We start from the raw sequence: 21235 nt of genomic DNA, 5'->3' as shown, positions 1-21235 counted from the left end.
GATGGCAAGCGAAGCCGCGTCAACAGCTACACGTGCATGATGCACATATTTAGGAGAAGTCCTCAGGCTGTAGGAAAGCTGCCATGCGTTTGTAATGCTGCGCGGCATGGAGAAGCTTTCCCACAGGCTATCGTCCAGGACGACAGGGGCTGGTGAAAACGGTTCAGGCGCCGGTGAGGGCCGTGCCGATCAACTCGGCGAAGTCGTCCAGGCGCGCTGCGGTCCAGGTGCTGGCCATGTCGTACGAGTCGGCGCCCTGCCCGGCGCGCGCGATCAGGTCGGCCATGGCGATGGCCGCCACCTGCTTGCCCGCCGCGTCCACCACATCGAGCTCGCTAAAGCTCGTGCTGGCATAGTCGCTGATGGTGAACTGCGCATAGGACTTGCCGCCGGCGACGTAGTTGATCACCAGGTCGCCGTCCGCGATGTTGGCCTTGACGTTGTCGCCGCTCATGGCCACCGTCGAGAACAGCTGGTTGCCGGTGAACTTGAGCACGTCGCCGCCGCCCGCCGTCTCGTGCACGGTATCCTTGCCGTCGCCCATCGACATCACATAGGTGTCCTTGCCGGCCCCACCGTGCAGGTGGTCGTTGCCCATGCCGCTGTAGAAGGTGTCGTCGCCCGCGCCGCCGAACAGGCGGTTGTTGCCGGCGTACTTGTAGCCCAGCGTGTAGGCGATGGCGCCGGCGATGAAGAAGTCCGCGCCCTTGAACTCGCTCAGGTGCAGGTCGACGCCGAGCTGCCTGGTCAGCCAGTCCACGCCGTTGCCGCTGGCGTTGGAGGCGGTCTTCACCGCGTCGCCCAGCCAGGACACCGAATCGGCCAGCGCCGTGCCCACATCGGCGTCGGCCACGTAGTCGACACCGCTGCCGATGCCGTTGATGGCAGCGTTCAAGCCGCTCTTGCCGGTTTCCAGTGCGGATTTCAGCGGCGTGGCCGCGTCGAAGTCCGCCGAGCCCAGGCCCGCCGTGCCGGTGATGCCGGACAGCGCGCTGTTGCCCGCCTTGTTCAAGCCGTCCACCAGGCCGCCCGCGTTGGCGGTGGCCTTGGCCAGCTCGCTCTTCATGCTGGCCGCCACGCCGCTCCAGCCCTTGCTGATGGAATCGATCATGGTCGTGTTCAGGTACTTGGTGATGGCGTCAAAGCCGGAGCCGACATCCTTCCACGCCGCGTTCAGCGCGCTGGCCTTGCCCACCAGCAGATGGTCGATCACGCCCCAGCCCAGGCCCATCATGGTGTCGTTGCCGTTGCCGCCGCCGACATAGCTGCCCGCGTTGGTGGCGAACACGATGTCGTCGCCGTCGCCGCCGACGATCACATTGCCGACCAGGTTGAGCTTGCCCAGGTCGCCCTTGGCCAGCGCGCCGTACTGCGAGCGGATGAAGTTGGCGTTCATCGCCGCGCCCACCCAGTCGCCGGCCGACTCGTAGTCGTTCTCGACGATGGCCTCGGCCGCGTTGAACACGGTGATCTCGGCCAGGCCGATGATGGTGTCGTTGCCGGCGCCGCCGATGGCCACGTTGTTCTGGCCGGATGAGACGATCAGGTCGCTGCCCGCGCCGCCCATGCCGATGGTGGTGGTGCCGGCCAGGATCATGGTGTCGTTGCCGTCGCCGGCGTGCACGAAGTTCATGCCGGTGTCGACGCTGACCTTGGTCGAGCTGTCCACCTGCGCCTGGTCCGCGCCGTCGACGACGGTGCTGGTGGTGCTGCTGTAGCTGAGCTTGCTGCCTGCGTTGACCACCACCAGGAAGTCGTTGCCGGCGTCGGCCAGCACCACGTTGTGGTCGCCGTACACCACGGCCGTGTCGTCGCCGGCGCCGGTCCAGCCCAGGTTGAACTGGGTGCTGCCCTTGGTGGTGCTGGTGGTCGACTGCGTCGCGCCCTCCTTGTCGGTGCTGCTGGTCTTGCTGTTCTCGCCGCCGTAGCTGACCATCACCAGCACGTCCTTGCCGCTGCCGGAAATGACGGCGTTGTCCTTGCCGACCACGGTGGCGACGTTGTTGCCGTCGCCGGCGACGATCAGGTTGCCGTTCACGTTGACCGACTTGGCGGCGCTGCCGAAGGCCAGCGCGGTGATGACGTCGTCGCCGCCGCCGCCTTCGACCAGGTTGGCCTTGCCCAGCGCCGTCACCACGTTCTTGCCCTCGCCCGCCGCGACCACGTCGTAGCTGCCGATCACGGTCACCACGTCGTTGCCGGCGCCGGTGACGATGGCCGACTTGCTGCCCAGCGACGTAACCACGTCGTTGCCCGCGCCGGTCGCCACCAGGTTGTTTACGCCCAGCGCGGTGGCCACGGTGTCGGCGCTGCCGCCGACCAGCACATTGTTCTTGCCGAAGGCGGTCATCACGTCGCTGCCGCTCTGGTTCGACGCCGCGCCGGACAGGCCGGCTTTCGCCACCAGGCTGGTGGCCGCCACGCCGGCCGCGATCGAATCGACCAGGCCGACTGCGGTGGCGCCGATTTCGGCGTAATTGCCGCTGGCCAGCAGGTTGTTCGCGCCGACCGCCGTGATGGTGTCCGCGCCCGCGTCGCCCCAGACCAGGTTGCGCGCGCCGAAGGCGGTCACCACGTCGTTGCCGGTGCCGCTCCACACCACGTTGCTGGCGCCGATGGCGGTGGCCACGTCGTTGCCGCTGCCGGTGTAGAGCACGTTGGTCGAACCGATGGCGGTCACCACGTCGTTGCCCGCCGTGCTGGCCAGCGTACTGCCGATGAAGGTGGCCACCGCCTTGGTGACCGAGCCGCCGGCAGCGCTGGCCAGCTTGCTGCTGACGTCGGCCAGGCCGTCGCCCAGGCCGGTGACGATGACGTTGACCGAACCGACCGCCGTCACCACGTTGTTGCCCGCCGTGTTGACGACGATGTTGTTGCCGCCCAGCGCGGTGGTGACGTTGTCGCCGCCGTTGGCCAGCACGATGTTGTTGCCGCCCGCCGCCGTCACCACGTCCTTGCCGGCGCCGGTGTAGACCACGTTGTTGCCGCCCACTGCCACCACGGTGTCCGCGCCGCTGCCGCTGTTGATGGCGGCGGTCAGCTTGGACGTGGCGTTGCTCACTGCCTTGGCCGCGTCCTTGCCCGGCATGACGTCGCCCAGCACCTTGCCCAGGCCGCCGGCGGCCGCCTTGACCATGCCGCCCAGTTCAGTCAGCACCACGTTGGTGCCGCCGATGGCGACGGCGGTGTTGCCGCCCACGGCAGTGGCGATCAGGTTGCCGCCGCCCAGGCCGACCAGCGTGTTGCCGGCGCCGTTGGCCAGCATGACGTTGTTCAGGCCGATGGCCGCTTCGATATTGCCGCCCTGGTTGCTCACCAGCGCGTTGGTGTTGCCCAGCGCGGCCACCTTGTTGTTGCCGCCGCCGGTGTAGAGCACGTTCAGCAGGCCGCCCAGCACGATGTTGTTCGAACCGCCGTCGTCGATCACCACGTTGGCGCCGCCGCCGGCAACGATGTTGTCGCTGCCGCCGCCGGCCGTGATGGCGCTGGCGCCGCCCAGCGCGACCACCGTATCGCTGCCCTCTCCGGCAGTGACCACATTGGCGCCGCCCAGCGCGATGACGGTGTCGCTGCCGTCTCCGGCGGTGATCACGTTGGCGCCGCCCAGCGCGGTCACGCTGTCGTTGCCGGCGCCGGCCTTGACGACGTTGGCGCCGCCGGCGGCGGTGATGGTGTCGCTGCCGCCGCCTGTGTCGATCACGTTGGCGCCGCCGCTGGCGTTCACCTTGTCGTTGCCGCCGCCGGTGGTCAGCACATTGGCCGCGCCGTTGAGCGTGACGTCGTTGGCGCCGCCAGTGTCGTTGATGATGTTGGCGCCGCCGTTGGCCGCGATCGTGTCGTTGCCGCCACCGGTCCACAGCTGGTTGGACGCGCCGCCCAGCGTGACGCGGTTGTCGCCGTCGCCCGCGCGCACCTGGTTGGCGGCGCCGTTGGCGGTGATGCTGTCGCTGCCGCCGGCGGCGGTGATTTTGTTGTTTCCGCCTTCTGCGCGCACGGTGTTGTTGCCGTCGCCCGCGTCAATCACGTTGCTGGCCGCCTTGACCGTGATGCTGTCGTTGCCGCCGTAGGTCTTGATGACGTTGCTCGCGCCGTCGGCCGTCACCGTGTCGGCGCCGTTACCCGTGTTGACGACGTTGGACGCGCCGCCCGCAGTGACGGTATTGTTGCCGTTGCCCAGGTCGATGTCGTTCCAGCCGCCGTTGGCGCTCACGCGGTCGTCGCCGGCGCCGGCGTCGATCTCGTTGTAGGCGCTGTTGACAGTGAGCGTGTTGTTGCCCTCGCCCAGGTCGACGTCGGCCGCCGCGCCGGCCGCCACGGTCACGCTGTCGTTGCCGTTGCCGCCGAAGATCTTGTTGTAGACGCCCACGTCGACGCGGATGGTGTCGTCGCCGTTGCCGCCGTCGATCTTGTTGTAGCCGCCTACCTTGACGGTGATGGTGTCGTTGCCGTCGTCGCCGTACAGGTTGTTGTAGGCGCCGGCCGTGACGGTGATGTTGTCGTTGCCGCCCTCGCCGTGGATGATGTTGGCGCCGATGGAGGACGCCGTATACGTGTCGTTGCCGCCGCCCAGGTTCTTCTTGGTGTAGCCCAGTTCGCTTACCTTTTTAGCGATCGCGTTGACGTCGTCGCCGATTTCCTCGAACGCGTCGCCAATGCCGCCCAGGTCCCCGCCGATGTCCTTCACCGTGTCGCCGACCTTGTCGACCAACTTAGTGACCGGTTTGACAACATTCTTCTTGATCCAGCTGCCGATGCCCATGTGTGTTCCCTTGTGTGGATAGATACCTTTCCATTGAAACAATTCAATATGACGGAAAGACACACATTTCGATTACGGTGTTGTAATCCGCGCAATTGACGGACAGGCCCGCCAGCCCGGACAATGGCGGGTTGAGAGCCGGAAATTGAAAGCATGAAAGCATTACTCGTCGAAGATGAACAACGTATCGCCAGCTTTGTCTGCGCGGGCCTGCGCGAGCACGGCTTCCTGGTCGACCATTGCGAAGAAGGCAACCTGGGCTACGACTACGCGCTGTCGCGCGAGTACGACGTGGTGCTGCTGGACGTAATGGTGCCCGGCCGCGACGGCCTGGCCATCCTGAAGGCGATGCGGCGCGAGGGCAGCAACACGCCCGTCATCCTGCTGACCGCGCGCAACGAACTGGACGACCGCCTGATGGGCTTGAACCTGGGCGCCGACGACTACCTGGCCAAGCCCTTCTATGTGGAGGAACTGATCGCGCGCATCCACGCCCTGCTGCGGCGTGTCAGCGGCGAGCGGCAAAACGTGCTGCTGCTGGGGCCCGTCAAGCTGGACCGCATCACCCGCGTGGCCGAGGTCGAAGGCCGCGCCGTCGAGCTGACCAGCCGCGAATTCAACCTGCTCGAATACCTGATGCGCTCGCCCGGCCGGGTCTACACCCGCACCCAGATCCTGGAGCACGTGTGGGGCTACGACTTCGAACCGCAAACCAATATGGTGGACGTGTGCATCCAGCGCCTGCGCAAGAAGCTGGAACTGCCGGAGTGCGCCGCGATCGAAGCGGTGCGCGGCGTCGGCTACCGCCTGCGCAAGCCGGACGGCGCGGCGTGAAGCAAGCCGCAGGCGCGCGCAGGGCGTTGCCGCGCCTGCCCCGCCTCCGCTCCTTCCGGCTGCGCGTGGCGCTCGTTTCCACGCTCACCGCGCTGGCCGCCATCACCGCCTTGTATATAGCCGCCAGCGTCACCATCGTCTCGCGCCGCGCCGCCATCATCGACCGCATGCTGTCGGCCCAGCTGTCCGGGCCGATGCTGCAAACCGCGCCGCAAGCGCCGTGGTCGGCGGTGGACGCCCAGCTCAACGCCAATTTCAGCGGTTTCGCACCGGCCGGCACCACCGAGGGTTACGCCATCCTGCGCGTGGTGCACGCCGACGGCAGCGAACTGTACCGCAGCAGCAACTGGCCGCGCGAGCTGGTGAAGGCGACGCAGCCCGCGCAGGCGGCGCAGCCCGCACCGGCGGCGCACGCCTTGCACACGACTGGCGCCTCGCCCCTGTCGGCCCCCGCCCCTTCCGGCCAGCCGGCAACGCCGCAGGCGGCCCTGGCCGCCGCCACGCTCCAGACGGTGGACGGTGCCGGACAAAGCTGGCGCATCGGCAGCACCGGCAACGGCCCGCTGACGGTGTGGGTGGGCGTCAACCGCAGCCTGTCCAACGCCCAGGTGCGCGCCAGCCTGGGCCGCTTCGGCGCCGCCGTGGTGGGACTGGTCGCGCTGATCGGCCTGCTCTCCTGGTACCTGGCCGGCCGCGCCATGCGCCCCATCGAACACCTGACCGGCGTCATCGTGCGCGTCAACGCGGCCGACCTCGGCCAGCGCGTCTCGGCCGCAGAGGAAGACCGCGAATTCGCCCAGCTGGTCATCGTCTTCAACGCCATGCTGGACCGCCTCGAACGCAGCTTCATGCAAGCGGCCCGCTTTTCCGGCGACGCCGCCCACGAGCTGAAAACCCCGCTGACCATCCTGCAAGGCGAACTGGAACGCAGCTTTGCCCGCGCCGAGGGCGATCCGGCGCTGGAGCAAGGCCTGGCCAATATGCTTGACGAGGTGCGCCGCCTGGACAGCATCGTCAAAAAACTGCTGCTGCTCGCGCGCGCCGACGCCGGCCAGCTGGCCATCCCCCTGTGCCCGGTGGACCTGCGCCCCATGCTGGACGGACTGGCCGAGGACATCGAACTGATGGACGACAGCCGCCCGGTCCGGCTGCAACTCCCGTCCGGCATCCCTGTGCGCGGCGACGCCGACCTGCTGCGCCAAGTGCTGCACAACCTTGTCAGCAATGCCATCAAATACGGCATTCCCGGCGGCTGGATCGCCCTGGCGGCGCGCGCCGGCGACGGAAACTGGCAAATCGACATCAGCAACGCCTCGGACGGCATCCCGTCCGAACACTGGGACCGCCTGTTCGACCGTTTCTACCGCGCCGACCACGCCCACAACCGCCGCGTCCCGGGCGTAGGCCTTGGTCTGGCGCTGGCGCGCGACATCGTGCAAGCCCACGGCGGCGCCCTGCACCTGGCCGACGGCGGCCCCGGACAAGTGCGGTTTCGCCTCACCCTGCCCGCCGTTTCTTAGCCTTTTATCCAAATAAGTTCATGCCTGTCTTGAAATAGGGCATAACCGTCCCTATAATTGGCACTCGTTAGCCGAGAGTGCTAACAAGAATTCTGAGGTTTCGCTGAGGCAACAAGCTTACCGGACCTCATCAGCACGACAACCATTGATAAAGGAGTTTTGTATGAACCTTCGCCCTTTGCACGATCGCGTCATCGTCAAACGTCTCGACCAGGAAACCAAAACCGCATCCGGCCTGATCATCCCTGACGCAGCCGCCGAAAAACCAGACCAGGGCGAAGTCCTGGCTGTTGGCAATGGCAAAGTGCTGGAAGACGGCAAAGTACGTCCACTGGAAGTCAAAGTCGGCGACCGCGTCCTGTTCGGCAAATACTCCGGCCAAGCTGTCAAAGTCGACGGCGACGAGCTGCTGGTGATGCGCGAAGAAGACATCATGGCCGTTGTTAACAAATAATTTCAGGAGAATTCGAACATGGCAGCTAAAGACGTAGTATTCGGCGACGCAGCGCGCGCCAAGATGGTTGAAGGCGTGAACATCCTCGCCAACGCAGTCAAAGTCACCCTGGGCCCGAAAGGCCGCAACGTGGTGCTGGAGCGCTCCTTCGGCGCCCCAACCGTCACCAAGGACGGCGTGTCGGTCGCTAAAGAGATCGAACTGAAAGACAAGCTGATGAACATGGGCGCGCAGATGGTCAAGGAAGTTGCTTCCAAGACCAGCGACAACGCCGGCGACGGTACCACCACCGCGACCGTGCTGGCCCAGGCCATCGTCCGCGAAGGCATGAAGTTCGTTGCCGCCGGCATGAACCCGATGGACCTGAAGCGCGGCATCGACAAGGCAGTCGCTGCCACCGTCGAGCAGATCGCCATCCTGGCCCGTCCATGCACCACCACCAAAGAAATCGCCCAGGTTGGCGCGATCTCGGCGAACTCGGACTACTCGATCGGCGAGCGCATCGCTGAAGCGATGGAAAAAGTCGGCAAAGAAGGCGTCATCACCGTGGAAGACGGCAAGTCGCTGAACGACGAGCTGGACATCGTTGAAGGTATGCAGTTCGACCGCGGCTACCTGTCGCCATACTTCATCAACAACCAGGAAAAGCAAGTTGCCATCCTGGACAATCCATTCGTGCTGCTGTGCGACAAGAAAATCTCCAACATCCGTGACCTGCTGCCGGTACTGGAACAAGTTGCAAAAGCTGGCCGTCCACTGCTGATCATCGCGGAAGACATCGAAGGCGAAGCGCTGGCGACCCTGGTTGTGAACAACATCCGCGGCATCCTGAAAACCTGCGCAGTGAAAGCCCCAGGCTTCGGCGACCGCCGCAAAGCCATGCTGGAAGACATCGCTGTCCTGACCGGCGGCCAGGTTGTTGCTGAAGAAATCGGCCTGACCCTGGAAAAGATCACCCTGGCCGAACTGGGCCAAGCCAAGCGTATCGAAGTCGGCAAGGAAAACACCATCGTCATCGACGGTGCCGGCGACGGTTCGAACATCGAAGCGCGCGTCAAGCAGATCCGCGTGCAGATCGAAGAAGCGACCTCGGACTACGACCGTGAAAAACTGCAAGAGCGCGTAGCCAAGCTGGCTGGCGGCGTTGCCGTGATCAAAGTCGGTGCAGCCACCGAAGTTGAAATGAAAGAAAAGAAAGCCCGCGTGGAAGACGCGCTGCACGCAACCCGCGCAGCCGTGGAAGAAGGCATTGTGCCAGGCGGCGGCGTAGCCCTGCTGCGCGCCCGTTCGCAGCTGACCGTCAAAGGCGACAATCCTGACCAGGAAGCTGGCATCAAGATCGTTCTGCGCGCGATGGAAGAGCCGCTGCGCATGATCGTGCAAAACGCCGGCGAAGAAGCATCGGTCGTCGTTGCAGCAGTGTTGGCCGGTTCGGGCAACTACGGCTACAACGCAGCCAACGGCACCTACGGCGACATGGTCGAAATGGGCGTTCTGGATCCAGCCAAGGTAACCCGTTCGGCCCTGCAAAACGCAGCGTCGATCGCCAGCCTGATGCTGACCACCGACTGCATGGTTGCTGAAATCACCGAAGACAAGCCAGCCGGCGGCATGGGCGGCATGGGTGGTATGGGCGGCATGGGCGGCATGGACGGCATGATGTAACAGCCGGTCGCGCCGAACCGTTCCGGTTCAACGCTGAAAAGCCCGCAAGGTTCGCGCCTTGCGGGCTTTTTTATTACCTTCTCGCGTTAAGGCCCCTGATCGCCTGCCTCACCGCCATCCATCCGAGTTTCAAAACCACAAGTTGCTGAGGGCCGGCGCTTGGTTTAGTATGGCCGCAACTTTTCTCTTCTATGACAAGGCTGCATCCTCATGTCTTCGCGCTCCTCTTCTTCTAAAACCGCCGCAGTCGCCGGAACGCTGGCTGGACTGCTGGCGGCTGGCCTGGGCGCCTATTACCTGTATTCGGTGAAGCAGGAGCAACAGCCGGCCAGGGTGGCGACCGTCGCCAGCGCGGGCAGCGTGGCGCTGAAGGATGGTATTGCGCCAGCCGCCAAACAGGGCGCTGCGCTGAGCCGCGAGCAGGCGGTGGCGGCGCTGATGGCGCTGCCGGAACTGAAGGCATGGTCGACCAAGATCGAGAAGGAATCCCAGGGCAAGGCGCATGGCGCGCTGATCGAATACGACGCGCAGCTGCGCGCCGTGAACGGCAAGCAGTATTACCAGCTCAGCTTCGTGGAGAACAGCAGCGACTCGGCGCGGCGCTGGGAGAGCTTCCTGGTCGCGCAGTCTGATGGGGAAATCCTGGTCGATGACGACGAGGATAACCAGTTGCTGCCGCTGGAGCAGTGGCGCAAGGAGAAGCGGCCGTTATTGAGGAATGGGCCGGGGGAGTAAGGGCAGGCTCAGCATGGATTCCCGCTTTCGCAGCGGTCCGCCGATGCGGAATGACACAGCCTTGTCATTCCGCATCGGTGGACTGCAGCGCAGGCGGGACGGTCGGCCGACGCGGTCCATGCCCCATCTATGCAGCCGTTCGCTCCACGCTCTGCACCATGGCCGGTGCGCTCTGCACGCGGCCTACCCACCAGATCGTAAACAGGGTGATGCCGGCGGCGAACAGGCCGTTGTTGCCGTAGCCGGCGATATGCCCGGCTGCGTCCGTGCTCAGACCTAGCCCGCCCAGCAAGGCGCCCAGCCCCGTGCCGATCTGCTGCATCGCGGAATTCGCGCTCAGGAAGGCGCCCCGGCGCGATGGCTCGGGCACAGTCGTCATCAAGGCCTGCAGCGGTATGCCGCGCCCAGAGATCGCCACCATGAAGAAGGGGAAAATCAGGATGATCCCGTACAGCGGCATCTGCGGCAAGTGCGTGATCAGCAGCAGCGGCAATATCGAAATCGCGGCCATGATGCGGTACACGCGCTGCTTGCCCGCCCTGTCCGACCAGCCGCCTATCACGCGCGCGGTAAACAGTGTGGTCAGCCCGCCGCCCAGGTAGATCCACGTGATCTCGGCCGGCTGCACGCCGTGGTTACCCACCAGCACCGGCGAGATGAACGGGATTACCATCATGCTCGCGAGCATGGTCAGCCCCGTCAGCAGGAAGGCTTTCAGATGCGCAGGCACACGGAAGATGGCGAGCAGCTCTGGCAGCACGGCAGCCACCGGCACCGGCGCGGCCTGGATGTGCGCCGTCATCGACGGCAGCACGCGCAATGCCAGCAGCCAGATGACCAATGAGAACCCGACCAGCAGATAGAAGGCCGACTGCCAGCCAAAGTGGGCCGCCATCATCACGCCGCCCGGCACGCCCGCGATCGCGGCCAGGCTGAACGAGGTCATGACGATGCCGGTGGCCGCGCCGCGCCGGTTGGCCGGTATCAGGTCGCTGATGATGGCCATGCCGATCGCGCCGAGCACGCCGCCGGTCAGGCCGGCGAAAGCCCGCGACAGCACCAGCACGTGGAAATTGGGTGCCAGCGCGCACGCCAGGTTCGACAGGCTGAACAGGAAGAACATCGCCAGCAGCAGGCGCTTGCGGTCGAAGCGGTCGATATAGGTCATGGCCAGCAGGCCGGACAGGCCGGCGCACCAGGCGTAAGCCGACACCGCGCCCGACACGGCGGCGGGCGTGATGGAGAACGCTTGCATCAGCTGCGGCGCCAGCGGCATCATCACCATGAAGTCCATGATGACGGTGAACTGGGTCAGCGCCAGCAGCCACAGGATCAGCCGCTCGCGCTTCGCAGCCAAGGGGGGAACAGAAGTCATAGGCTCTCCTTCAATCCAGCAGGTTGATGTCGGCGGCGGCTTTGCGCAGGATAGCGCGAATCTGATCCAGCCGCAGATCGCTTGGCGCGCCTTCGCGCGCGCGCCGGATCACCGCTTCCTTCAGTTCATGCATCAGCGAGCGCAGGTCGCCGCCCGCCTCGGCCGGCTCGTTCAGGCGCGCCATCACGGCGTCCACCATCTGGCGGTTCTCGTCGAGGAAAGCCTGCCCTTCCGGCGTGACGGTATGCAGCTTCTTGGCGCCGTCATGGCTGATCGAAACATGGCCCATGTCGTACAGCATGGCCATCAAAGGGTAGATCGCGCCCGGGCTGGGCGTGTAGGCGCCCCCGGTGCGCTGCTCCAGCTCCTTGATGATTTCATAGCCGTGGCGCGGTTTTTCGGAGATCAGCTGCAGCACCACGTAGCGCATGGCACCGGAATCGAACATCTTGGGTCCGCGTCCGCCGCCGCCCCGGTGGTGGCCGTGGCCGTGCATGTGCTGGTGGAAACGATGGTGGTTTTTGAAAAAGTGAAACATGGCACATCTCCATAAGATATATCGAAGTAAGATATATCTTAACTTGTTTTTTCGAGAATTCAAGATGTTTTTTGTACCACCCTGTTCTGCGCATTGCCGTATCATGCAAACTCTGTCCCGTCGTTCAGCCCCATGTTCAAGAAAATACTCGCCCTCTTAGGCATCAAAGACCCGGCGCCGCCGGCTGGCCCCGCTGTTCCCAGCGCGCCGTACAAGCAGGATGAGCTCAACCTGATCTACAACCTGCTGTTCTGCGACGAATCGACGCTGTACAAGCCGCAGGGAACGGAAACCGCGCTGTTCGGCGAGCAGGCCGACGCCGCCGTGGTGCGCACCATCGCCGAGGACCATGACGAGGAGAGCCGCGTGCGCATCCTGGCCTACAACTGGCTGCGCGAGAACGGGCATGCCGTGCCGTCGCGCGAATTGCTGGGTGTGATCGTGGAAGTGCCGCTCGACGAGGGCCTCGATGTGCTTGCCGCCTACGCGGACGGCACCGTGCGCTACATCAACCAGACCGGCAAGTTCGCCGTGTTCGAGGGCGCACCGGACGCGGTGGCCGATAGTGCCAAGGCGCTGGTGGAAACGGCCAAGCCGGCGCTGCGCAACGCGGCCGCCGCACCCGGCGCGCGCACGCCGCCGCCCGGCCCCGGCCACCTGCGCATCGCCTTCCTGGCTTCCGATGGCTTGTACTTCACGCAAGGCACGTTTGAAATGCTGGCCAGGGATGCGCGCGCATCGTCGGCGATCCAAAGCGCGCAGGCGCTGCTGGATTTGGTGGTGCGGCAGGCTAGCGAATAGCCGCCGCGTTGAGAACCGGCCGCTAACTGTCCAGGTGGGAGATCAGCAGGCGGCGGCTGTCGGTTTCGACGCCCTCGCCCGCTTTGCGTTCCAGCACCAGCTCGGCGTTTTGCGCGTCCACCGAAATACCCACCGACAGGATATCGATCAGCAGCAGCTGCAGGATGCGCGAGATCATCGACAGGAAGGTGGTGCTGTCTTCCGAGTGGTCCACGGCCAGGCACACCGAGGCGCGTTTGGCCAGCGGCGACTGGCTGCTGGTGATGGCGATGACGTCGGCGCCGGCCGCGCGCGCCGCATCCACCGCTTCCAGCAATTCGGGCAGCTTGCCTGAATTGGAAATGGCGATCACCACGTCGCCCGCCTTCAGCAGCCCGGCCGCCAGCACGAACAGGTGCGAATCGCCGTAAGCGGCCGTCGGAATGCGGAAGCGGAAGAATTTGTGCTGGCCGTCCAGCGCCACCACGCGCGAATTCCCCATCGCGAAGAACTCGATGCGCTTGGCTTTCGCCACCAGCGCGATGGCGCGGTCCAGCGAGCGCACGTCCAGCTGGTCGCGGAACTTCAGGATGGCGGACACGGTGTTGTCGATCACCTTGGCGCTCAGGTCGTGCGTGCTGTCGCTCACGCGCACCTGGCTGTGCCGCACGGGGATCGCGCCGGTCAGGCTGCTGGCGAACTTCAGCTTGAAGTCGGCCAGGCCGGAGAAGCCCAGCGAACGGCAGAAGCGGATCACGGTCGGCTGGCTCACTTCGGCCAGGCGCGCGATGTCGGCGATGGGCTCGTTGAGCACCAGGCGCGGCTGCTCCAGCACCAGCGCGGCCACGCGCTGCTCCGCCGGGGTCAATTCGTGCTGCAGGTGCTGCACGCGCTCCATCAGCGTGTTGGCGCCGCTGCGGCCGCGCAGGTGTTCGGACAAGATCGTCGCCACGCCGTAGAAGGCCGGATTCGGCGTGGTGATGACGTAGGTCGGAATCTCGGACAGATAGCTCGTGAAGCGGCCCTTGGCTTCGAAGCGGGCGCGGAACGGCGAGCTGGCGAACCACTCGCCCATGCGCGGCACGATGCCGCCGCCGATGAAGACGCCGCCGAAGGCGCCCAGCGTCACCGCCAGGTTGGCGCTGGCGCCGCCCAGCATGGCGCAGAAGCACTCCAGCACTTCCAGGCACAGCGGGTCCTTGTCGGTCAGCGCGCCGGCCATGATTTCCTGCGCGTTCAAGTCCTTCACATTGCGGCCGTTGCGCTTGGCGATGGCGCGGTAGATGATTTCCATGCCGGGGCCTGATATCAGGCGCTCGGTCGACACGTGCGGCCAGGTCTGCCACGCGTATTGCAGGATCGCGTATTCGCGCTCGTCGGCCGGGGCGAAGTTGGTGTGGCCGCCTTCCGAGCCCAGGGTGACGAAGCCGTCCACGGTCGGGATCACGCCGGACACGCCCAGGCCGGTGCCCGGTCCCAGCACGCCGATGACGGAATTGCTGGCCGGGGCGCCGCCGCCGACCTGCATCAGGTCCGCCGGCTTGAGGCCGGGCAGCGACATGGCCAGCGCGGTGAAGTCGTTCACCACCAGCAGCGTGTGCAGGCCCAGCGCGCGGCGCACCTCGTCGGTGGAGAATTCCCAGTCGCGGTTGGTCATGCGCACGTAGTCGCCGCTGACCGGGTTGGCCACGGCCAGCGCGGCATGGTTCAGCGTGATGTCGGCATGGTCGGCCAGGTAGCTGCGCAGCAGCGGCACGATGCCGGCGAAATCGTCGCACTTGAGCACGCGCACGGCGCGGAACTCCGAGGGAGCGGTTTGCAGCGCGAAACGCGCATGCGTGGCGCCGATGTCGGCCAGCAAGCGCGGACCGTCCGCGAACGCGGTGCGGCTGGATTTTTGGTCAACTGCAGCTAGTTTCATCGTCGATTTCGTTATGCAGGGTTATGCCTGTAAAGGGGGCAAGGATAACCGAAAAAGCAATAAACCGTGGATAAAAACTACGCACTATGGATCCCCGCATGCGCGGGGATGACGGCCCACCCTTGTCATTCTCGCGCAAGCGGGAATCCATGCCCGGCCTACTATGCCGCGTAGCCGAACCAAGCGCCGTAGGCCGGCAAGGTCGCGGTGCCGTCCGCCGCCATCGCGCCCGGCAGACCCGGCGCGTCTATCGTCTCGGCGCCGGCCGCCTGCGGCAGCGCGAACGTCACCGGCGCGGCGCCGAGGTTGAAGACAGCCAGCACGCTGCGCTGTCCTTCCAGGTCACGGCGCAGCGCCAGCACCGGCTCGGGCGCGTCGAAGAAGACGATGTCGCCGCGCGTGAGCTGCGGCACGGTGCGGCGCCACGCGATGATTTTGCGGGCGAACGCCAGCGCCGACGACGGGTCGTTTTCCTGCAGCGAAGCGGCGCGGGCGATGTGCTTCTCGTCCACCGGCAGCCACGGCTTGCCGCTGGTGAAGCCGCCGTTGCTGTCGTCGTTCCAGGCGATCGGCGTGCGGCAGCCGTCGCGGCCCTTGAACTCCGGCCAGAAGGTGATGCCGTACGGGTCCTGCAGCAGTTCGTAGGGCACGTCCGCCTCGGTGAAGGCCAGCTCGTCGCCCTGGTACAGGCAGGGCGTGCCCTTCAGGGACAGCTGCATCGCCAGTACCAGCTTGGCCATCTCCGGCGACGGGTCCTCGCCGCCCCAGCGCGTCATCACGCGGATCGAGTCGTGGTTGCCGACCGACCAGGAAGCCCAGCCATCTTTCACGCGCGCGTCGAACTGTTCGACCTGCGAGCGGATATGCCTGGCCGAGCAAACGGGCGTGAGCAGGTTGAAGCTGTAGGCCATGTGCAGCCTGTCGCCGCCTTCGGTGTATTCCGCCATCACGGCCAGCGAATCGTCCGCGCCCACTTCGCCGATGGCGACTGCGCCGAATTCGTCCAGCAGCACGCGCAGCTTCTTCAGGAAGGCCACGTTCTCAGGCTGGGTCTTGTCGTGGATGTGGGCCTGCATGCCGTAGGGGTTCACGTCCGTCACGGTGGAGGTGTCGCGCACCAGCGCCGGCGGGTTGCTGCGCAGCTGGCGGTCGTGGAAGTGGAAGTTGCAGGCGTCCATGCGCACGCCGTCGACGCCGCGCTCCAGCCAGAAACGCAGCGCGTCCAGGTGCGCCTGCTGCACTTCCGGGTTGTGGAAGTTCAGGTCCGGCTGGCTGACCAGGAAGTTGTGCATATAGTACTGCTTGCGGCGCGAGTCCCACTGCCACGAGGAACCGCCGAATACCGACATCCAGTTGTTGGGCGGGCAGCCGTCCGGCGCGGGATCGGACCAGACGTACCAGTCGGCCTTGGGATTGTCGCGGCTCTTGCGGCTCTCGGCGAACCAGGCGTGGTCCTCGGCCGTGTGCGACATCACCTGGTCGATCATGATCTTCAGGCCCAGGCTGTGGGCCTTGGCGATCAGCCGGTCGAAGTCGGCCAGGGTGCCGAACAGGGGATCGACGTCGCAGTAGTCGGAAATGTCGTAGCCGAAGTCCTTCATCGGCGATTTGAAGAATGGCGAGATCCAGACGATGTCCACGCCCAGTTGCGCTATGTAGTCCAACTTGGCGGTAATGCCGGGCAGGTCGCCCACGCCGTCGCCATTGGTATCGTTGAAACTGCGCGGATAAACCTGGTAGATGATGGCTTCGCGCCACCAGTTCGGGGACAATTCTTTGCTCATGTCGGTATCCATGTGGGGGAGTTTGTAGATAATATACATGAACACACTGCTTTTTTCAATTCCAGTCACGCGTGCGAAAATCAAGTAAATATCGTTTAAAATCATCGTGATACATAAAAATAGCGCAAAACAACCGCGTCACCATAGTAGTCAAACTACAAAATTTATCCCATATTTACGACATGACAACTTGCATATACCAGTTGCCAAAGCAGATGCCTTCGGCATAGCATCCCGCTCAGATCCAAACAGGGAGATCCCCAATGTCACAAAACGATACGCAGCAGGGTAACGGACCACTGCCGCGGCAAATTCCGTACATCATCGCCAACGAGGCATGCGAACGGTTCAGCTTCTACGGCATGCGCAACATCCTCACGCCATTCCTGATCAGCACACTGCTGCTATTCATCCCGCTGGCGGACCGCCCCAGCGAAGCGAAGCACGTGTTCCACACCTTCGTCATCGGCGTCTATTTCTTCCCGCTGCTGGGCGGCTGGCTGGCCGACCGATTCTTCGGCAAGTACAACACGGTCCTGTGGTTCAGCCTCATTTACTGCGCCGGCCACGCCTGCCTTGCCGTCTTCGAGAAAAATCTGCAAGGCTTCTACCTGGGCCTGGCGCTGATCGCTTTCGGCTCGGGCGGCATCAAGCCGCTGGTGGCGTCCTTCGTGGGCGACCAGTTCGACCAGACCAACAAGAAACGCGCGAAGGTCGTGTTCGACGCCTTCTACTGGAGCATCAACTTCGGCTCCTTCTTCGCCTCGCTGCTGATGCCGATCTTCCTGCGCGACTACGGCGGCGCCGTCGCCTTCGGCATACCGGGCGTGCTGATGTTCATCGCCACCTTCGTGTTGTGGCTGGGCCGCAGGAAGTATGTGCACGTGCCGCCCGCCGCGCCCAACCCGAACTCCTTCTTCAACGTGGCCAAGAGCGCGCTGACGAGCGCAGCGCCGGGCCAGTCCCGCCCCGGCCTGACGGTCGCCACCATCGGCGTCATCGGTGCCCTCGCCTCGCTGGCCATGACGCCCAAGTGGGGCTTCGTGATCGCCGCCTGCTCCGCGCTCGTGCTGCTGCTGGCCTTCGGCGGCATCGGCACCTCGATGCAGCTGGAACGCGCGCGCGGCAAGCATAGCGACGAAGGCGTCGACGGCGTGCGCGCCGTGCTGCGCATCTTCATCGTGTTCGCGCTGGTGACGCCGTTCTGGTCCCTGTTCGACCAGAAGGCATCGACCTGGATCGTGCAGGCGAACGACATGACGCATCCGACCTACAACCTGCTGGGCTGGACCTTCAGTCTCGTGCCGGCCCAGATGCAGGCGCTCAACCCCATGCTGGTGATGCTGCTGATCCCGTTCAACAACCTGGCGCTGCTGCCGCTGCTGCGCGCCATCGGCATCGAACCGACGGCGCTGCGCCGCATGGGCGCGGGCATCCTGTCGTCCGCCTTGGCCTGGGTGGTCATCGGCACCATACAGGTGGTCATGGACGGCGGCACGCCGGTGTCGATGGCATGGCAGATCCTGCCGTATGCCTTGCTGACCTTCGGCGAAGTGCTGGTGTCCGCCACCGGCCTGGAATTCGCCTACAGCCAGGCCCCGGCCTCGATGAAGGGCACCATCATGTCGCTGTGGTACCTGGCCGTCACGGTCGGCAACCTGTGGGTACTGATCCTCAATTCCAGCGTGAAGAACGAGGCCGTGTCGGCCTACATCGCCAGCACCGGCTTTTCAGTGATGGCTTTCCAGATGTACTTCTTCGCCGCTTTCGCCGCACTGGCGGCCGCCGTCTTCGCCTGGTACGCGACGCGCTACCGCATGGTGGACAACTACCGGCCCGATATCGAGCCGAGCATGTGCTACGGCAGCAACGCCAACAAGCCTGCGTAAGCGCATATTGTGCATTTTTACTCAGCATGGGTTCCCGCTTTCGCGGGAACGACAGTTTGCTTGTCATTCCCGCGCAGGGCTCGGCGCCCCCACGGCAATCCATGCTGCGCATGCACTCCAAGTAACTGAACGGCATTGGCCCGCACGCCACGGCGAAAATCCGCACAGACGCCGCCGCCGATTCTGGAATTCCGCCGCACCGTCCGCCGGCCTCCGGCTTTGCGGCGGCGCACCAAATGAATCAAATCAGGCACTTGGCGTTTTCCCTCCGCCAGGCACGGAACCTGCTCAATAGATCTCCACAACAACCCCGCTTAGGAGACGAGCATGAGCACCACCCGCATTCTTTCCCTCACACTGGCCATCGCGTCCGCGTTCTCGGCATCTGCCGCGAGCGCCCAGGAAGTGGTCCGCCTCGGCAATCTCAAATTCGCGCACTACGGCGCCGTGTCCTACATCAAGGAAATCGCGCCCAAGTGCGGCATCAAGGTCGAAGAGCACATCTTCGCCAAGGGCCCGGACGTGATGCAGGCCATCCTGGCCGGTGAGCTGGACGTGGGCGCCACCGCCTCCGAAGCGGCGATCCAGGGCCGCGCCAACGGCGCACCCATCTACGTCGTGGCCGGTTTCGCCAAGGGCGGCGCGCGCCTGGTTGCGCGTCCGGACGGCGGCATCAAGTCGATCAAGGACCTGAAGGGCAAGAAGGTCGGCGTGACGCGCGGCGGCATCCACGAGGTGCTGCTGGCGGCCGAGCTGCAGCAGGCCGGCATCACCTTCTCCGACCAGCCGGGCAAGGACGTGCAGCTGATCTTCCTGGCCTTCGCGGACCTGAACCAGGCCCTGCTCGGCAAGAACATCGACGCCATCATGCAATCGGAACCGCAATCCTCGCAGGCCATCAACAAGGGCTTCGGCGTGGAGGTGATGAAGCCCTACGACACGCCGATCGGCGAACCGGTCCGCACCATGGTGATGAGCGAGAAGTTCTACACCGAGCGCCGCGCCACCGCCGCCAAGTTCATGAACTGCTTCGTGCAGGCGACCAGGACCTTCATCGACAGCAAGCCGACGGCCGAGAAATACGTGCGCGAAGTGATCTTCAAGAACCAGATCACCGCCGACGACTTCCAGGACGCCATCAGCAATTCGCCGTACAGCTACGACATCACGCCGCAACACATCCAGATCACCACCGACGTGATGGCCAAGACCGGCGTGGGCAAGATGCGCAAGGCCCCGGTGGCCAGCGAGTGGGTCAAGACCGACCTGCTGGACGAAGCGAAGAAAAGCCTGAACATCAAATAACCATCACAAACTACCATCACATAAGCAGGAGACATCATGGTCAAACATAATTGGCGGGAGATCGCCACGGGCCTCGTCGTGCCCACCTTAGTGGTGCTGCTGTGGCAAACCAGCGCCATGCTGGGCTGGGTCAACCCGCAAGTGCTGCCGTCGCCGCTGGCGGTGGTGCAGAAACTGGCCGAATACGCGCTGCCGCTGACGGCATACGACCCGGCCGCCGGCTCCTGGCTGTCGTGGGCGGTGTCGGGCGAACTGTGGCTCGACACGCTGGGCAGCATGTACCGCGTGCTGGTCGGCTTCGCCATCGGCGCCGGCCTCGCGCTGCCGCTGGGCCTGATGATGGGTTCCAGCCAGCGCGCCTACGCCTGGTTCAATCCGATGATGCAGGTGCTGCGTCCGATACCGCCGATCGCCTACATCCCGCTGTCCATCCTGTGGTTCGGCCTGGGCAACGCCCCGGCCGTGTTCCTGATCGCGCTGGGCGCCTTCTTCCCGGTGCTGATGAACACCATCGCCGGCGTGCGGCAAGTCGATGGCATCTACATCCGCGCCGCACGCAACCTCGGCGTCAGCCAGCGCACCATGTTCGTCCGCGTGATGCTGCCGGCCGCCGTGCCCTACATCCTGTCCGGCGTGCGGATCGGCATCGGCACCGCCTTCATCGTGGTGATCGTCTCCGAGATGATCGCGGTGAACAACGGCCTCGGTTTCCGCATCCTCGAGGCGCGCGAGTACTTCTGGTCCGACAAGATCATCGCCGGCATGATCAGCATCGGCATCCTGGGCCTGATGATAGACATCGGCATGAATAAACTGAACAATCATTTGCTGCGGTGGCACCGCGGCCTGGAGAACTGACATGAGCAAAATGGAAAAGAACTTCAGCCACATCGCCGTGCGCGGCGTGAACAAGATCTTCAAGAGCAGCGACCGCGAAGTGGTGGCCCTGAAGGACATCAACCTGGACATCCCGCAGGGCCAGTTCGTCTGCCTGCTGGGCCCTTCGGGCTGCGGCAAATCGACGCTGCTCAACGCCATCGCCGGCTTCTCGCTGCCATCGAGCGGCGAGATCACCGCCGACGCCAGGCTGGTGACCGGCCCCGGCCCCGAGCGCGGCATGGTCTTCCAGGAGTACGCGCTGTTCCCGTGGATGACGGTGGAAAAGAACATCGCCTTCGGCCTGGAAATCAAAGGCATGGCCAAGGGCGAGATCGACCAGGTCGTCTCGAAGCTGCTGGCCATGCTGTCGCTGAGCGACTTCCGCCACCGCTTCCCGAAAGACCTGTCGGGCGGCATGCGCCAGCGCGTGGCGATCGCCCGCGTGCTCGCGCTCGATTCGCCCATCATGCTGATGGACGAACCGTTCGGCGCGCTGGACGCCCTCACCCGCCGCAACCTGCAGGACGAGCTGCTGCGCATCTGGGCCGAGCTGAAGAAGACCATCATCTTCGTCACGCACAGCATCGAGGAAGCGATCTACCTGGCCGACCGCATTGTCGTCATGACCTACCGTCCCGGCACGGTCAAGCGCGACATCCTGGTCGAGCTGCCGCGCCTGCGCGACCCCGCCTCGTCCGAGTTCAACGCCCTCAAGCGCGAACTCGGCATGCTGGTGATGGAAGAGCAGCAGCGCCACCACAACGACGAAATGCGCATGGCGGCGGTGGACTGACCCC

The 21235-nt window shown here is 64.8% G+C and carries 15 protein-coding genes; 10 read left to right on the top strand and 5 right to left on the bottom strand.

All coding sequences use genetic code 11. The features are described 5' to 3' along the window. Nucleotides 1–163: 163 nt before the first annotated feature. Nucleotides 164–4759 carry a beta strand repeat-containing protein gene (locus tag ACSQ8Y_RS00075; RefSeq protein ID WP_436264434.1) on the bottom strand — a complete coding sequence of 1532 codons (4596 nt, stop codon included), beginning with the start codon at nt 4757–4759 and terminating at the stop codon, nt 164–166. A 153-nt stretch (nt 4760–4912) separates the two neighbouring features. On the opposite strand from ACSQ8Y_RS00075, the gene ACSQ8Y_RS00070 reads away from it, so the two are divergent. From ACSQ8Y_RS00070 to ACSQ8Y_RS00050, 5 genes are all read left to right on the top strand, one after another. Continuing rightward, nucleotides 4913–5593, top strand: a complete 681-nt coding sequence (locus ACSQ8Y_RS00070; RefSeq protein ID WP_436264433.1) for a response regulator transcription factor — start codon at nt 4913–4915, stop codon at nt 5591–5593. Further along, nucleotides 5590–7113: an ATP-binding protein gene (locus ACSQ8Y_RS00065; protein ID WP_436264432.1), complete on the top strand. Its 1524-nt coding sequence runs from the start codon at nt 5590–5592 to the stop codon at nt 7111–7113. Before ACSQ8Y_RS00070 ends, ACSQ8Y_RS00065 begins: the two co-directional genes overlap by 4 nt. A 163-nt stretch (nt 7114–7276) precedes the next feature. Beyond that, on the top strand, nt 7277–7567 hold the full coding sequence (gene groES, locus ACSQ8Y_RS00060; protein ID WP_093553132.1) for a co-chaperone GroES: 291 nt from the start codon (nt 7277–7279) through the stop codon (nt 7565–7567). A gap of 18 nt (nt 7568–7585) precedes the next feature. Further along, nucleotides 7586–9232, top strand: a complete 1647-nt coding sequence (gene groL / locus ACSQ8Y_RS00055; RefSeq protein WP_436264431.1) for a chaperonin GroEL — start codon at nt 7586–7588, stop codon at nt 9230–9232. A gap of 210 nt (nt 9233–9442) precedes the next feature. Then, a complete protein-coding gene (locus ACSQ8Y_RS00050; protein ID WP_436264430.1) occupies nt 9443–9967 on the top strand; it encodes a hypothetical protein in 525 nt (174 codons plus the stop codon). 127 nt (nt 9968–10094) lie between these two features. Here the strand turns inward: ACSQ8Y_RS00050 and ACSQ8Y_RS00045 are convergent, their stop codons facing one another. Both ACSQ8Y_RS00045 and ACSQ8Y_RS00040 read right to left on the bottom strand, forming a co-directional pair. Continuing rightward, nucleotides 10095–11342 (bottom strand): MFS transporter, encoded by a 1248-nt coding sequence (locus ACSQ8Y_RS00045; protein WP_436264429.1) that lies wholly within the window; start codon nt 11340–11342, stop codon nt 10095–10097. Nucleotides 11343–11352: 10 nt separating this feature from the next. Continuing rightward, on the bottom strand, nt 11353–11880 hold the full coding sequence (locus ACSQ8Y_RS00040) for a PadR family transcriptional regulator (protein WP_436264428.1): 528 nt from the start codon (nt 11878–11880) through the stop codon (nt 11353–11355). Nucleotides 11881–12012: 132 nt separating this feature from the next. On the opposite strand from ACSQ8Y_RS00040, the gene ACSQ8Y_RS00035 reads away from it, so the two are divergent. Further along, a complete protein-coding gene (locus ACSQ8Y_RS00035) occupies nt 12013–12681 on the top strand; it encodes a hypothetical protein (RefSeq protein ID WP_436264427.1) in 669 nt (222 codons plus the stop codon). Nucleotides 12682–12703: 22 nt separating this feature from the next. Here ACSQ8Y_RS00035 and ACSQ8Y_RS00030 read toward each other — a convergent pair whose 3' ends face one another. Both ACSQ8Y_RS00030 and ACSQ8Y_RS00025 read right to left on the bottom strand, forming a co-directional pair. After that, complete coding sequence (locus ACSQ8Y_RS00030; protein ID WP_436264426.1) at nt 12704–14581, bottom strand: glucokinase; 1878 nt, start codon at nt 14579–14581, stop codon at nt 12704–12706. A 161-nt stretch (nt 14582–14742) separates the two neighbouring features. Then, on the bottom strand, nt 14743–16365 hold the full coding sequence (locus tag ACSQ8Y_RS00025) for an alpha-amylase family glycosyl hydrolase (protein ID WP_436264425.1): 1623 nt from the start codon (nt 16363–16365) through the stop codon (nt 14743–14745). 263 nt (nt 16366–16628) lie between these two features. Here ACSQ8Y_RS00025 and ACSQ8Y_RS00020 point away from each other — a divergent pair, with 263 nt between their 5' ends. The 4 genes from ACSQ8Y_RS00020 (at nt 16629) to ACSQ8Y_RS00005 (ending at nt 21231) form a co-directional block, all read left to right on the top strand. Continuing rightward, nucleotides 16629–18254, top strand: a complete 1626-nt coding sequence (locus tag ACSQ8Y_RS00020) for a POT-type proton-dependent oligopeptide transporter (RefSeq protein WP_436264424.1) — start codon at nt 16629–16631, stop codon at nt 18252–18254. Nucleotides 18255–18581: 327 nt separating this feature from the next. Continuing rightward, the gene (locus ACSQ8Y_RS00015) at nt 18582–19559 is read left to right on the top strand and encodes an ABC transporter substrate-binding protein (protein WP_436264423.1); all 978 of its coding nucleotides are present in this window, start codon (nt 18582–18584) and stop codon (nt 19557–19559) included. A gap of 36 nt (nt 19560–19595) precedes the next feature. Beyond that, a complete protein-coding gene (locus ACSQ8Y_RS00010) occupies nt 19596–20417 on the top strand; it encodes an ABC transporter permease (RefSeq protein ID WP_436264422.1) in 822 nt (273 codons plus the stop codon). Nucleotides 20418–20427: 10 nt separating this feature from the next. Further along, the gene (locus ACSQ8Y_RS00005) at nt 20428–21231 is read left to right on the top strand and encodes an ABC transporter ATP-binding protein (RefSeq protein ID WP_436269717.1); all 804 of its coding nucleotides are present in this window, start codon (nt 20428–20430) and stop codon (nt 21229–21231) included. Nucleotides 21232–21235: the final 4 nt, after the last annotated feature.

The organism is Pseudoduganella sp. LjRoot289 (assembly GCF_964252925.1).
Lineage (GTDB): Bacteria > Pseudomonadota > Gammaproteobacteria > Burkholderiales > Burkholderiaceae_D > Rugamonas.
The sequence above is the reverse complement of the archived record's forward strand: the minus strand, read 5'-3'. Positions and strand labels throughout refer to the sequence as shown.